Source organism: Luteimonas qiangzhengi, assembly GCF_039548515.1.
In the GTDB taxonomy this organism is placed as follows: domain Bacteria; phylum Pseudomonadota; class Gammaproteobacteria; order Xanthomonadales; family Xanthomonadaceae; genus Luteimonas.
Window position 1 is genome coordinate 120,490 of record NZ_JBCLVE010000009.1, and the last position, 13,888, is coordinate 134,377.

General features: G+C 66.8%; 14 protein-coding genes. 5 read left to right on the top strand and 9 right to left on the bottom strand.

From position 1 onward, the window contains the following. Positions 1-5: 5 nt before the first annotated feature. From WCE59_RS08040 to WCE59_RS08060, 5 genes are all read right to left on the bottom strand, one after another. Positions 6-644, bottom strand: a complete 639-nt coding sequence (locus WCE59_RS08040; RefSeq protein ID WP_343258226.1) for a glutathione S-transferase N-terminal domain-containing protein — start codon at positions 642-644, stop codon at positions 6-8. Between the two features lie 173 nt (positions 645-817). Beyond that, positions 818-1,582: a cytochrome c1 gene (locus tag WCE59_RS08045; RefSeq protein WP_343258227.1), complete on the bottom strand. Its 765-nt coding sequence runs from the start codon at positions 1,580-1,582 to the stop codon at positions 818-820. Then, positions 1,575-2,834 (bottom strand): cytochrome b, encoded by a 1,260-nt coding sequence (locus WCE59_RS08050; protein ID WP_343258228.1) that lies wholly within the window; start codon positions 2,832-2,834, stop codon positions 1,575-1,577. The genes WCE59_RS08045 and WCE59_RS08050 overlap by 8 nt, the downstream gene beginning before the upstream one ends. A 2-nt stretch (positions 2,835-2,836) precedes the next feature. Continuing rightward, positions 2,837-3,478: a ubiquinol-cytochrome c reductase iron-sulfur subunit gene (gene petA, locus WCE59_RS08055; protein WP_343258229.1), complete on the bottom strand. Its 642-nt coding sequence runs from the start codon at positions 3,476-3,478 to the stop codon at positions 2,837-2,839. Positions 3,479-3,639: 161 nt separating this feature from the next. Further along, on the bottom strand, positions 3,640-4,545 hold the full coding sequence (locus tag WCE59_RS08060) for a lytic transglycosylase domain-containing protein (RefSeq protein ID WP_343258230.1): 906 nt from the start codon (positions 4,543-4,545) through the stop codon (positions 3,640-3,642). Between the two features lie 138 nt (positions 4,546-4,683). Between WCE59_RS08060 and miaB the strand changes: the two genes are divergently transcribed. Further along, positions 4,684-6,099, top strand: a complete 1,416-nt coding sequence (miaB, locus tag WCE59_RS08065) for a tRNA (N6-isopentenyl adenosine(37)-C2)-methylthiotransferase MiaB (protein ID WP_343258231.1) — start codon at positions 4,684-4,686, stop codon at positions 6,097-6,099. A gap of 218 nt (positions 6,100-6,317) precedes the next feature. Here miaB and WCE59_RS08070 read toward each other — a convergent pair whose 3' ends face one another. From WCE59_RS08070 to WCE59_RS08085, 4 genes are all read right to left on the bottom strand, one after another. After that, on the bottom strand, positions 6,318-7,415 hold the full coding sequence (locus WCE59_RS08070; RefSeq protein ID WP_343258232.1) for an ABC transporter permease: 1,098 nt from the start codon (positions 7,413-7,415) through the stop codon (positions 6,318-6,320). Beyond that, entirely contained in the window at positions 7,412-8,338 is a 927-nt protein-coding gene (locus WCE59_RS08075; RefSeq protein ID WP_343258342.1) for an ABC transporter ATP-binding protein, read from the bottom strand. The genes WCE59_RS08070 and WCE59_RS08075 overlap by 4 nt, the downstream gene beginning before the upstream one ends. Positions 8,339-8,403: 65 nt before the next feature. Continuing rightward, on the bottom strand, positions 8,404-9,387 hold the full coding sequence (locus tag WCE59_RS08080) for an HlyD family secretion protein (RefSeq protein ID WP_343258234.1): 984 nt from the start codon (positions 9,385-9,387) through the stop codon (positions 8,404-8,406). Then, a complete protein-coding gene (locus WCE59_RS08085) occupies positions 9,384-10,088 on the bottom strand; it encodes a TetR/AcrR family transcriptional regulator (protein ID WP_343258235.1) in 705 nt (234 codons plus the stop codon). Before WCE59_RS08085 ends, WCE59_RS08080 begins: the two co-directional genes overlap by 4 nt. Before the next feature lie 124 nt (positions 10,089-10,212). On the opposite strand from WCE59_RS08085, the gene WCE59_RS08090 reads away from it, so the two are divergent. The 4 genes from WCE59_RS08090 (at position 10,213) to WCE59_RS08105 (ending at position 13,880) form a co-directional block, all read left to right on the top strand. Beyond that, positions 10,213-11,199, top strand: coding sequence for a PhoH family protein (locus WCE59_RS08090; protein ID WP_343258236.1), 987 nt, complete (start codon positions 10,213-10,215; stop codon positions 11,197-11,199). Positions 11,200-11,265: 66 nt separating this feature from the next. Beyond that, complete coding sequence (ybeY, locus tag WCE59_RS08095; protein ID WP_343258237.1) at positions 11,266-11,748, top strand: rRNA maturation RNase YbeY; 483 nt, start codon at positions 11,266-11,268, stop codon at positions 11,746-11,748. 56 nt (positions 11,749-11,804) lie between these two features. Then, on the top strand, positions 11,805-12,965 hold the full coding sequence (locus tag WCE59_RS08100) for a DUF418 domain-containing protein (RefSeq protein ID WP_343258238.1): 1,161 nt from the start codon (positions 11,805-11,807) through the stop codon (positions 12,963-12,965). A 39-nt stretch (positions 12,966-13,004) separates the two neighbouring features. Next, positions 13,005-13,880: an HlyC/CorC family transporter gene (locus WCE59_RS08105; protein ID WP_343258239.1), complete on the top strand. Its 876-nt coding sequence runs from the start codon at positions 13,005-13,007 to the stop codon at positions 13,878-13,880. The last annotated feature ends 8 nt before the right edge of the window (positions 13,881-13,888 follow it).

Consider the following 13,888-nt stretch of genomic DNA (forward strand, 5'->3'; position numbering starts at 1 on the left):
CAGGCTCAGCCCGGAAGGTCGTTGAGCTTGCGCTCAGCGGCGGTCAGGCTGCGCTCGAACGCCGGGTTGCGGAACATCCGGCCACCGTAGTCCTCGATCACTTTGCCATCCCTGGGCAGGGGAACCCCCAGTGCAGGCAGGCGCCACACAATCGGCGCCATGGCGCAGTCGGCCAGGCTCATCTCGCTGTTGAGGTAGAACTTGTGCGCTTTGAACAGCGGCACCGACGCGGTCACCAGCTCCCTCAGCCGTTTGCGCGCGTCATCCGCCTCGCGCTTGGTTCCGCGCTGGATCTTCTGGATCTGCGGCACCCAGTCGTGCTCCAGGCGCAGCATGGCCAGGCGCAGTCGCGCCCGCGCCAGCGGTTCGATCGGCATCAGCGGCGGATGCGGATAGCGCTCATCCAGGTATTCGCAGACCACGCTGGCCGCGTACAGCACCATGTCGCGCTCCACCAGGGTGGGCACGGAATGATAGGGATTGAGATCAATCAGGTCCTCCGGCGGATCCTGTGGATCCACGGAGATGAGGTCGTGGGCGACCCCCTTTGACGCAAGCACCAGGCGGACCCGATGACACAGCACATCGTCATCGGAAGAAAACAGGGTAAGCGCATTGCGCATACGTGGACTCGCAGCCGTCATTTGGCCCTCTCCAGTAGCAGCCGGATTCCGCCAGCTGCATCAGGCGCCGCCCACCCCTTGCGTGCGGTCGCCACGGTTCCCCGGTTTTCATCCGCGTCGGCCGGATACCGCGCAGAGCGCGCCCGGCAATGCGGACCCGGCACTCCAGCCGGATCCGCTCTGCAACCTGCGGTTTACTTCACGTCCCGCCAGTACTCCTGCTTGAGCAACCAGGTCAGAAGCGTGAAGAACGCCAGGAACAGGAGGACCCAGACGCCGATGCCCTGGCGCTTGAGTGCTGCCGGCTCCGCGGCGTACTCGAGAAAAGCGGTGATGTCGCGCACGCTGCGCTGGAACTCTTCGGCGCTCTGGCTGCCAGGCTGGGCCAGCTCCAGACGCTCGATGGTCGGCGTGCCCAACTCGTCGGCCACCCCCAGCACGGGCCGCTGCGGGCCCTGCAGGTTCCACAGCGGATTGGGCATGGACACATCGGGGAACCAGGTGTTGTTCCAGCCCAGCGCGCTCGAGTCATCCTGATAGAAGCTCATCAGGAAGGTGTAGACCCAGTCCGGGCCGCCGATCTTGGAGCGCACGGTGAGCGACAGGTCGGGCGGTGCAACGCCGAACCAGTCCGCGGCCTGGTCAGCCGGCATCGCCGAGACGATGTGCTCGCCGAATGCCGCGCCTGTGAAGTTGAGGTTTTCCATCACCTCTTCTTCGCTCAGCCCCAGGTCCTCGGCCATGCGCGAGTAGCGCAGGTGCTCCAGGGAATGGCAGGCCGAACAGTAGTTCATGAACAGCTTGGCGCCGCGCTGCAGCGACCCGCGGTCACTCAGGTCGGTGCCCGACTGCATGATTCCGGCCGAGCCGCCCGCCGCCAGTGCGGAGAAGGACAGCAGCAGGCCGGCGAGGACCGCGGTGGCACGTGCGGTCGTGCGGGCAAAGAGATTCTTAGTCATGTGTCGTCACCCGTTCCGGCACAGGCTTGGTGCTGTCCATCTTCGTCCATATCGGCATGGTGATGAAGAAAGCGAAGTAGTAGAAGGTCAGGACGCGGCCAACAATGGTCTCGGTCGCGTCGGTGCCCGGGCCGGCGCCGATCTTGCCCAGCCACACGAAGGTGATGGCGAGCAGGCCAAGCAGCACCTTCGACATCAAACCGCGGTAGCGGTAGGACTTGACCTTGGCCCGGTCGAGCCACGGCACCGCGAACAGGATCGCAATCGCGCCGAACATGACCATCACGCCACCGAGCTTGTCGGGGATCACCCGCAGCATCGCGTAGTACGGCGTGTAGTACCAGACCGGCTTGATCAGCTCGGGGGTGACCATCGGGTTGGCTTCGACGAAGTTGTCGTGCTCGATGAACCAGCCGCCGAACTCGGGCACGAAGAAGATCACGAACGCTGCCAGGAACAGCATCGCCGCAACGTAGAACGTGTCCTTGACCGTGTAGTACGGATGGAACGGCACGCCATCGCGCGGAGCGGTCGGCGACCAGCGGTTGCCCTTCGGGCCCTGCTTGATCTCCACGCCGTCCGGGTTGTTGGAACCCACCTCGTGCAGCGCGCCCAGATGCAGCACCACCAGCAGCAGCAGTACCAGCGGCAGCGCGATCACGTGCAGGGCGAAGAAGCGGTTGAGGGTGGCATCGCTGGGCAGGTAGTCACCCATGATCCACTCGACCAGGCCACCGCCGATGATCGGGATCGCGCCAAACAGCGAGATGATCACCTTCGCACCCCAGAACGACATCTGGCCCCACGGCAGCACGTAGCCCAGGAACGCCTCGGCCATCAGCACCAGGTAGATCAGCATGCCCAGGATCCACACCAGCTCGCGCGGCTTCTGGTAGCTGCCGTACATCAGCCCGCGGAACATGTGCAGGTACACGGCGATGAAGAAGAACGACGCACCGGTGGAATGCATGTACCGGATCAGCCAGCCCCACTCCACGTCGCGCATGATGTATTCGACGGAGTGGAACGCCTCGGCGGCCGAGGGCTTGTAGTGCATTGTCAGGAAGATGCCGGTGACGATCTGGTTGACCAGAATCACCGTGGACAGCACGCCGAAGATGTACCAGATGTTGAAGTTCTTCGGTGCGTAGTACTCGGTCATGTGCTTGCGGTACATCGGCATCAGCGCCGGTGCCCGCTCGTTGACCCAGTCCATTACGCCATTGGCGCTACGGGTGAAGATGTTGGACATGTTCAAGCCGCTCCTTCAGGGTCGACACCGACGACGATCGTGTTGTCATCGACATAGTGATGCGGAGGAACGACCAGGTTGGTCGGCGCAGGCATACCGGCGTAGACGCGGCCGGACATGTCGAACTTGGATTTGTGGCACGGGCAGAAATACCCGCCCTTCCAGTCGGCATCGAACGGCGCGGGGCCGATTTCGGCGACCATTTCCGGCGAGCAGCCCAGGTGGGTGCAGATTCCCACCAGCACCAGCACTTCCGGGCGCAGCGAACGCAGCGCCGGGTCGCCTTCAAGCACGTAACCGGGCTGCTGGTCGGCGTTGTCGGACTGCGGATCGCTGAGCAGGTTGTCCAGGGTAGGCAGCAGATCCAGGATCTGCTGGGTGCGACGAACCACCCACACCGGCTGGCCGCGCCACTCCACGATCATGCGCTGGCCCGTCTGCAGGCCGCTGATGTCCACCGTCACCGGCGCACCGGCGGTCAACGCCCGCGCGCTGGGATTCCAGGACTTGATGAACGGGATGGCCGCAGCACCGACCCCGACCGCACCGACCACTGCTGTGGTGGCGGTCAGGAACCTGCGCCTGCCCGTGTTCACTGGATCCTCGCCGCCGCTGGCAGGATCGATCACCGCTTCATTGGCCATCCGGCACTCCGCAAACCTGATCGCTAGCTGTTGAAAATCGATTCAAGCGGCCCACCCGAAGAACGGACCGGCCGCCAAAGACAATGGAGTGTAACGGAAGGCTGAATCGACCGACAATCTCTTGACAGCCATCCGCATGCGTGGGGCGGGCGGATCCGGCGTCAGTGCACGCCGCTGGTGGAGGCCACCGCCAGCTGTCCGCGATAGCGCTCGGCCAGCGTTGCCACCCGCTGCACGTAGGTCTGCGTCTCGCGATACGGCGGGACGCCGCCGTGACGGTCCACGGCGCCTTCACCGGCGTTGTAGCCGGCCGAAGCCAGGGTCAGGTCGCCGTTGAAACGGCGCAGCAGCCACGCCAGGTATTGCACCCCGCCGCGGATGTTCTGCGTCGGGTCGAAGGCATCGGTGACCCCGAAGCGGGCCGCGGTGGCCGGCATCAACTGCATCAGGCCCTGGGCGCCGGCATGCGACAACGCTTTCGGGTTGAAAGCCGATTCCGCGTGCATGACCGCACGCACGATGGCCTCCTCCACCCCGAATTCGCGCGCCGCGGCGGCAACTTCCGCATTGAAGGCGTCGGTATTCAGCCGCACGTTGGCGAAGCTCACCCCCGGTGATCCGCACGCGAAGCACTGTTCGATGAAGTTGTAGCTGATGGTGCGCATGGCAGTGGCGCCAGTCGCGGCCCCGCCGCGCGGCGGGGTGCTGCTGTAATGGCGCACGCCGTCCTTGACGTAGGAATAGACCTGTCCGCTGACCCGCCGCCCACCGGAACGGGCCGCTGGCGCAGGTGCCGGGGCGGCAGCCGGCTTGCTGGCGGAAGACCCGCCGCCCATGAACGTTGCCGGGGCGCTGCCGGAGCTGGCGGGAGCGGCAGCCGGCGTGGCCCGGGGTCGGGGGCGTTCGGGGCGGTAGCTGGCGGCAACCGTGCAGCTGGCCCCGGCGATCCGCTTGCTCACGTACTGGGAGACGCCGTCGGCGCCGACGCATCGATACAGGGTGCCCGCCGCAGCCGGAACGGCCGCGCATATGCACAACGCTGCAATAAGTCCCCTGACCCCTTTCATTGTCCGGAGTCTCCCCCGATTGGCACCGGTTGCCAAGTGCAGGCTTCCCAGGTGCAGGCTTCCGGTCCCGACCGATTAGACTATCCGGCCCTTGAACCGCCATCCGGCCCGGACTACCCGCCGCGCCCCGGACCTGCCATGACCACGACCATCATCCCCGGCCCCCAGGCCCAGTCCACCCCTGACTCCGCTTCGACGGAGCCCGCTCCCCCGGCGCCACCGGTGCGCGGCAAGCTGTTCATCCAGACCCACGGCTGCCAGATGAACGAGTACGACTCGTCGCGCATGGCCGATGTGCTGGCCGCCGCCGAAGGCCTGGAGTTGACCGACAACGTCGAAGAGGCGGATGTTGTGCTGGTCAACACCTGCTCGATCCGTGAGAAGGCGCAGGAGAAGGTGTTCAGCCAGCTGGGCCGCTGGAAGTCATTGAAGAAGGACGGCAAGCCGGTACTGATCGGCGTCGGCGGCTGCGTGGCCTCGCAGGAAGGCGAAGCGATCATCAAACGCGCGCCGTACGTGGACCTGGTGTTCGGCCCGCAGACCCTGCACCGGCTGCCGGAGCTGATCCGCGCCCGCCGCGAACAGGACCGGCCGCAGGTGGACATCAGCTTTCCGGAAATCGAGAAGTTCGACCGCCTGCCGGAGCCGCGTGCCGAAGGCCCCAGCGCGTTCGTTTCGATCATGGAAGGCTGCAGCAAATACTGCAGCTTCTGCGTGGTGCCCTACACCCGCGGCACCGAGATCAGCCGCCCGCTCGAGGACGTGCTGGTGGAAGTGATGCGCCTGGCCGATCAGGGCGTGCGCGAGGTCAACCTGCTGGGCCAGAACGTCAACGCCTACCGCGGGCCGATGGAGGGCACGGACGAGCTGGCGGACCTGGGCCTGCTGATCCGCACCATCGCCGAGATCGACGGCATCGACCGCATCCGTTTCACCACCTCGCACCCGCTGGAGTTCTCCGACTCGCTGGTGGAGGCCTACCGCGACGTGCCGCAGCTGGCCAACTACCTGCACCTGCCGGTGCAGTCGGGCAGCGACCGGGTGCTGGCGGCGATGAAGCGCGGCTACACCGCGCTCGAGTTCAAGCAGAAGATCCGCAAGCTGCGCGCGGTGCGCCCGGACATCTCGATCTCCTCGGACTTCATCGTCGGCTTCCCCGGCGAGACCGATGCCGATTTCGAGAAGACCATGAAGCTGATCGAGGACGTGGGCTTCGACCAGAGTTTCTCCTTCATCTATTCGCGCCGCCCCGGCACGCCCGCCGCGGATCTGCCGGACGAAGTGTCCGACGAGGTCAAGCACGCGCGGCTGTCGCGGCTGCAGGCGCACATCAACGAACACTCGGCCGGCATTTCCCGGGCGATGGTTGGCTCCGTGCAGAAGGTGCTGGTGACCGGCCCCTCGCGCAAGGACCCGAACGAGCTGACCGGCAAGACCGAGAACATGCGCTCGGTGAACTTCCCCGCCCCGCCGCGGCTGATCGGCCAGTTCGTCGACGTGGTGATCACCGGGGCATTCAGCAACTCGCTGCGTGGACGGGTCCAGCTCGCCTGACCGCCTCCGGCAGGAGCGCGCCATGCGCGCGAAGCCGCGTGAATGATCTTGTGGTCCTGATGGATCCCCTCCGGTGGGATTTCCGGAGCCACGCCGACGGCCCGACGGTCCCTCATGCTGGCGGCTATCGACCGGGGGACAGGATTCACGCGGCTTCGCGCGCATGGCGCGCTCCTACAAGTACGTAGGTCGGCCCTACGGGGCCGACGCGCGCCGGCTCAATCCAGCCGCTTGCGGAACTGGCTGATGGCGATGGTCATGGTGACGGCGGTGAACGCCACCAGCGCGAGCACCGCCGGCCACAGTTCCCAGATGCTGGCGCCGCGCAGCATGACCCCGCGGATCAGGCGCAGGAACTGGGTCATCGGCAGCAGTTCCGCGCCCCACTGCACCACGTCCGGCATGCCGGCGAACGGGAACATGAAGCCGGAGATCAGGATCGAGGGCAGGAACACCAGCATCGCCACCTGGATCGCCTGGAACTGGGTGCGGGTACGCGTTGAGATCAGCAGGCCGATCGACAGATTGGCAAAGATCAGCAGGATCGCGGCGATGTACACGTCCACCAGGCTGCCGCGCAGCGGAATGGAAAACAGCCAGAACCCCAGCGCCAGGATCAGCGTGGTCTGGATCAGGCCGATCACCGCGTAGGGCAGCACCTTGCCGATCATCAGCGCACTGCGGCTGAGCGGGGTGGCGATCAGCAGCTCCATGTTGCCGCGCTCGCGCTCGCGCACCGCGGCCATGGCGGTGAACATCATCATGGTCATGGTGAGGATGATGCCGATCAGCCCGGGCACGATGGTCACGGCCGAGCGCCGCTCGGGGTTGTAGAAACTCACCACTTCGATCTGCGGCGCGTGCCCCGCTGGATGCACGCCATTGGGACCTTCCAGCGGCATCTGCGCCAGCTGGTTTGCCGCAGCCTGGACCACGGTATCGGTGCCATCCACCATCACCTGCACCGCAGCCCGTCCGTCGACCAGGCGGCGCTCATAGTCGGGCGGAATGGCGATACCCACGCTGACTTCCCCACGCCGCAGCATGTCCACCAGCTGCTGCGGGCTGTCGGCGACCCGCTCCAGGTCGATCACGCCGGTCGCCGCCATGTCCATCACCGCAGCGCGCGACGTGGCAGTACTGGCCTGGTCCACCACGGCAGCCTCGAGGTTGCGGGGGTTGAGGTTGATCGCATAGCCGAACAGCAGCAGATCCACCACCGGGATCAGCACGATCATCACCACGCTGATCCGGTCGCGGCCCATCTGCCGCAGCTCCTTCAGGGCCACGGCCCACATGCGGCGCAGGTTCTTCATTCGCGCGCTCCTTCAGCGGCGCGCCCGTGGGTGGCGGCGACGAACACGTCTTCCAGGTTGGCCCCCACCGGCTCCACTTCCGCGTCCAGCCCTGCCCCGGCCAGCGCTTCGCGGATCGCATCCACGCTGTCGCGGCCAGGCGCGGACAGCACCCGCAGGCTGTTGCCGATCTGGGCGGCACTGATCACGCCGGGCAGCCCGGCCAATGCCTGCTGCGCACGACGCGGATGGCGTGCATGCACCTGTACGCTGCGCCCGGCCAGGTCGCCCGCCAGATCCGCCGGCGCGCCGTCGGCCACCAGCACGCCGCGGTCGAGGATGGCGATGCGGTGGCAGCGCTCGGCCTCGTCCATGTAATGGGTGGAGACCAGCAGGGTGGTGCCGGCATCGGCCAGCTCGAACAGCTTCTCCCAGAAGTCGCGCCGCGACTCGGGATCCACCGCGCTGGTCGGCTCATCCAGGAACAGCAGCTCCGGCTCATGGATCACCGCCGCCGCCAGGGCCAGACGCTGCTTCTGGCCACCGCTCATGGTCCCAGCCAGCTGTTTCTGGCGGTCACTGAAGTGGTAGCGCTCGACAAGCTCATCCACCCGACGCCTGGTCTCCGCACGGTTCAGCCCGTACACGGCGGCAAGGAACTCCAGGTTCTCGCGCACGGTGAGGTCCTCAAACAGCGAGAACTTCTGGGTCATGTAGCCGATCCGCAGGCGCAGTGCTTCGGCCTGTTCGGGTACGCGCAGGCCCAGCACCTCGATCTCGCCGTCGCTGGGCGTCAGCAGGCCGCACAGCATGCGGATGGTGGTCGATTTGCCGGAGCCGTTCGGGCCGAGGAAACCGTATACGTTGGCCCGCGGCACGGTCAGGTCCACGCCGTCCACGGCCATCAGGTCGCCGAAGCGCCGGGTCAGGCCGCGGGCGCGGATGGCTGCCGGGGCCGTGTCATCGCCGGCCTGGGCAGGAAGCGCGCCTTCCCTTGTTGCGCCGTCCATCATTGCGCCCGCCCACCAGCGTTGAACTCAACCAGCACCGGCAGACCGGCGGGCAGCCTGCCCGCCGCCGGCTCCAGCTGCACCTCGGCCAGATAGCCCAGGCGCGCGACGTCATCGCCGGTCAATGCGTAGTAAGGAGTGAAGGCGGGCTCGCTGCGGATCATCCGCACCTCGCCGGCGAACGTGCGCCCACTGCCTTCAAGCCGCACCCGGACGCGGTCGCCCACGTCCACCTGTTCGCGGATCGGCTGCGGCACGTGGATGCGCGCATAGGGCGCGTCGCCCACCAGCAGCACGGCCAGTGGCGCGCCGATTGGCGCCTGGTCACCGCTGCGATACGGCAGGCTGTCCACACGGCCAGCGCGCGGAGCGACCACGCTGAGCTTTTCCGCCGTGGCCTCTTCGGCCCGGAACCGTGCCTGCGCGGCCTGCAGCGCGGCGCTGGCCTGGGCCAGCTGCTCGGGCCGAGCGCCATTGAGCAGCTCATCCAGTGCCGCCTGGCCGGCGCGCACCTGCGCTTCCGCGCTTTCCGCGGCAGCGCGGGCGGCATCCACATCGGCGGCGGAGACCAGCTGCTGACTGCCCAGCGGCGCCAGGCGCTGATAGCGGGCACGGGCGTCCCGCGCCTGGGCCCGGGTTGCGGCCAGGCTGGCGCGCGCCTGGGCAATATCTTCCTGGCGTGGCCCGGCCTGCAGCTCCAACAGCGCTTCGCGACGCTGGCTGGCTTCGGCCAGGCTGGCCATCAGGCGGGCATCGCCGCGGGTGCGCTCGAGAGTGAGCAGCGCGGTGCCCTCGCCCACCTGCTGGCCCTCGCGCACGTGGATGCCGGTGATCCGTTCGCCCTCGGGCGCAGGCACGGTGATGCGGTCATATTCAAGCGTGCCCAGTGCCTGCGGCCCGGTCTTGCCGCAGCCGACCAGGGTGATTGCAGCCAACACGGCCAGCGCAGCGGCGCCACGCCGCAGAGTGATGCGAGGACTCATTCGGGAAGCTCCAGTCCGCGCTCGATCAGGGCGAGCGCGTGGGTACGGATGTGGTGGATGTCGAGTGGCTGGTCTTCGAACAGCTGCTGCCAGATCGGCAGCCCGGCGGCCGGAAACAGGGTCAGGCCAACCAGCGAGACCATCAGCAGGCGGGGATCGAGCGCCGGGTTGAGTCGGCCCGCCTCCTGCTCCGCCGCAATGCGTGCGGTGAGGATGCGGGTGATCTCCGGCGCCATCCGATTGACCAGAAGATCACGCAGACTGCCACCCTCGCTGACCACCTCGCGGATCCACAGCGCGGACAGCCACGAGTGCTCTTCCACCAGTGCGCACAGGTGGTTGATGAACCCCACCAGCACCTGACGCAGGCTGGCATCGGGCATGCCGATCAGTCCGCCGCGCACCTGTTCAAAGACCGGCATCAGCCGCTCGGCGATCACCGCATCACGCAGACCCGCTGTGTCCTCGAAGTAGTAATGCAGTGCAGCGGGCGTCACCCCGGCCTGGGTGGCGATGTCGCGAAGAGTGGTGGCGGCGATGCCGCGGTGCACGTAGCAATGCAGTGCGGCATCAAGCGCCAGCGCGCGGCGATCGACGTTGCCTGCCGGACGTCCGGGCTGTCGCCCAGGCTGACATGCAGACTCGCGCGCGACGTTGCTGGCGCGCTCGGCACCGGAGTTGCGTGGTGGCTTTTTATCCATGTGCCAATATTAATTAGCCAATCAATTAAAAGAAGAACCGGGGCTGAACCGGCCTTCCCCACCCCGAGTGGCGCGACCGGATTCACGCGCCTGCACAGTGCGGGGTGCGCTACCCTTGCCGCCTATGACCGATACCAAACACCGCGACTTCACCCTTGATCCCGCCGACATCGAAAGGCTGGCCAATCTCGCCGGCCCTTTTGACGGCCACCTGCGCCAGATCGAACTGCGCCTCGGCGTGGAGATTGCCAACCGGGGCAATGTGTTCCGGGTCAGCGGAACCGACGCGGACGTCGTGGCCAAAACGGAAAAACTGCTGCGCGGCCTGTACGAGGAAGCCGCCACGCAGACCCTGGACAGCCACGCCATCAACGTGAGCATGAGCCACGCCAACCTCCACCACGATCGCGACGATTACGCGCCGCAGGAAGTCGCGGTGAAGGTCAAGCGCGGCACCGTGCGCGGGCGCGGCGCGAACCAGGCCAAATACCTGCATTCGATCGCCACCCACGACATCAACTTCGGCGTGGGCCCGGCCGGCACCGGCAAGACCTTCCTCGCCGTGGCCATGGCCGTGGAAGCGCTGAACGAATCGAAGGTGGAGCGGCTGGTGCTGGTGCGCCCGGCGGTGGAAGCCGGCGAGAAGCTCGGATTCCTGCCCGGCGACCTGAGCCAGAAGGTTGACCCTTACCTGCGCCCGCTCTACGACGCGCTGTACGAAATGCTTGGCGTGGAAAAGGTGGTCAAGCTGCTGGAGCGCAACGTGATCGAAATCGCGCCGCTGGCCTACATGCGCGGGCGCACCCTCAACGACGCGTTCGTGATCCTGGACGAGGCACAGAACACCACCATCGAGCAGATGAAGATGTTCCTGACCCGGCTGGGGTTCGGCTCCACCGCCGTGGTCACCGGCGACCTCACCCAGATCGACCTGCCCAAGCACGTGAAGTCCGGCCTGCGCGATGCGGTGGAAGTGCTGCATGACGTGGAAGGCGTCAGCTTCACCTTCTTCGAATCGCGCGACGTGGTCCGCCACCCGCTGGTGGCCCGCATCGTCACCGCCTACGAGCGGCGCGATGCGCAGGACTCCGTGGCCACTCCTTCGGCGTAAACTGGCAGCGGCTCCGGACAGGATGCAGACCATGGCACATCACAGACTTTGGGAATGGAGGGCGCAATGACCCAAGGGTCCGCACGTCTGGATGTGTCGGTGGCCTACGCGATCCCGCGCAAGGGCGTCCCCGCCGCGATCAGCTTCCGCCGCTGGGCCACGGCCGCGCTGGCCGGGCGCATCCGCGAAGCCGACCTCGCCATCCGCATCGTCGACGAGAGCGAGGGTCGCGCCCTCAACCGCCACTATCGCGGCAAGGACTACGCCACCAACGTGCTCAGCTTCCCGGCCGAGCTGCCCGAAGGTCTGCCGGAAGATTTCCACATGCCGCTGCTGGGCGACCTGGTGATCTGCGCCCCGGTGGTGGCCCGCGAAGCCCGCGAACAGGGCAAGTCGCCCGCCGCGCACTACGCCCACCTGACCGTGCACGGTACCCTGCATCTGCTGGGCTGGGATCACGACGATGACCGCGAAGCCGAAGCGATGGAACAGCTCGAGCGCGAAATCCTGGACGCGCTGGGCATCGCCGACCCGTACCTGGACGCCTGACTGCCTGGCAGCACGGGCCTGAAAACCTTTCCACCCATGGATCAGGGACGACCGTGATGACAGGATCGGGCGCACAACGCCTTCCCGCGCTGGACGTGCTGCGCGGCATCGCCATCCTTGGCACCCTCGCCACGAACATCTGGATCTTCACCCATCCGCATGCGTCGCTGGCGGTCATCCACGGTCATTTCGGTGCCGCCGCGGCCCGCGGCCCGGTCGAGGCGGTGCTTCAACAGCTGCCGCAGGGCAAGTTCCTCGGCCTGCTGGCGATCCTGTTCGGCATTGGCCTGGCTATCCAGCAGCGCTCGGCGCAGGCCCGCGGCCGACACTGGCCCGGTCCCTACCTGTGGCGACCGGCGCTGCTGTTCGTCGATGGCCTGCTGCATTACGTGCTGGTGTTCGAATACGACATCCTCATGGGCTATGCCGTCAGCGGCGCGGTGGTGGCCTGGCTGCTGGTGTCCAGCGACCGGTCGCAGCGCGCATGGATGTGGGCTGCGGCGTGCCTGCACCTGGTGCTGCTCAGCCTGTTGAGCGTGGGGGTGATGCTGGACGATTCCATCGATGGCCCGCTGCCCGCATTCAATCCCTACGTGGACGGATCCTGGTGGCAGCTGGTGCAGCTGCGGCTGCGCTACTTCCTGCTGTTCCGCGCAGAGGCGATCTTCGTGTTCTGCCTCACCGTCGCCCTGTTCCTGGCCGGCGCCAGGCTATACGCCCGCGGCGTGCTGGCGTCGGAAGGCGCCGGGCTGCGGCGCCGGCTGATGATCATCGGGTTCGGCATTGGCCTGCCGCTGGACCTGCTGATCGGCCTGGGCGGCGGCACGGCTGGCGGGATCTTCGCCCGCTATGCGACCGCCCCGCTGATCTCCATGGGCCTGCTGGCGCTGGTGGCCCAGTGGTACGTGGGCCGCCCGGCTCCGGGCGCGGCCGGACGCTGGATGGCCGATCTGGGGCGGGTAGCGCTGAGCGGTTATGTTCTGCAGAACCTGATCGCCTCGACGCTCTGCTACGGCTGGGGACTGGGCCTTGCGGGCCAGATGCCCGAGGCCCTCCGGGTTCCCGGCACGATCGCCATTTTCCTGGCCGTCAGCGCCCTGGTGCTGATATTGGCCCGGCTGTGGCTGAAACGGTTCCGCCACGGTCCGCTGGAGTGGCTGTGGCAGGCTGGATACCGGCGACTGGCCAGTCGTGATGAAACGCGGGTTCCGCGCTAGACTTCGCGGGTAGCCCCGTTGGGCGTTCACGTTACCGAAATGGCAGAAGACGACAGTCGACCTTCACCGCAAGACACCAATGATAAACGCCGCAGCTGGCTGGACCGCATCAGCTCGGCGCTCTCTGGCGAGCCGACCACCCGGGAAGACCTGGTGGAGATCCTGCGCGACGCCCAGGCCGGCGGCCTGATCCTTCCCGACACGCTGCTGACCATGGAAGGGGCGATGTCGATCTCGGAAATGACCGTGGGCGACGCGATGATCGCGCGCTCGCAGGTGGTGTCCCTGCCGATCGACGCCAGCTACGAGGAAGTGATGTCGCTGGTGGTCGAGTCCGGCCATTCGCGCTTTCCAGTCCACGGCGAAGACAAGGACGAGGTGCTCGGCATCCTGCTGGCCAAGGACCTGCTGCGCGGCGCGTTGCCGGGCGCCGGGGAGCCCGATATCCGCAGCCTGTTGCGGCCGGCGGTGTTGATCCCGGAATCCAAGCGCCTGGATATCCTGCTGCGCGAGTTCCGCCAGTCACGCAACCACATGGCGATCGTGATCGACGAATACGGCGGTGTGGCCGGACTGATCACGATCGAGGACGTGCTGGAGGAAATCGTCGGCGAGATCGATGACGAGTACGACGAAGCCGATGATCCCGCTGCCCTGATCGCGGCCCAGGCCGACGGCCAGTACCTGGTGGACGCGCTGACCCCGATCGAGGACTTCAACGAGCGGTTTGGCTCCGATTTCTGCGACGACGAGTACGACACCATCGGTGGATTGATCACCGCGGCGATCGGCCATTTGCCGGAGGCCGGCGAAGAGCTGACGCTGGGCCGGTTCGGGTTCCGCGTGGCCCGGGCCGATTCGCGCCGCCTGCATTCGCTGCATGTGAGCGTGCATCCGGAAGCGGAAGAGACGTGACCACGCCC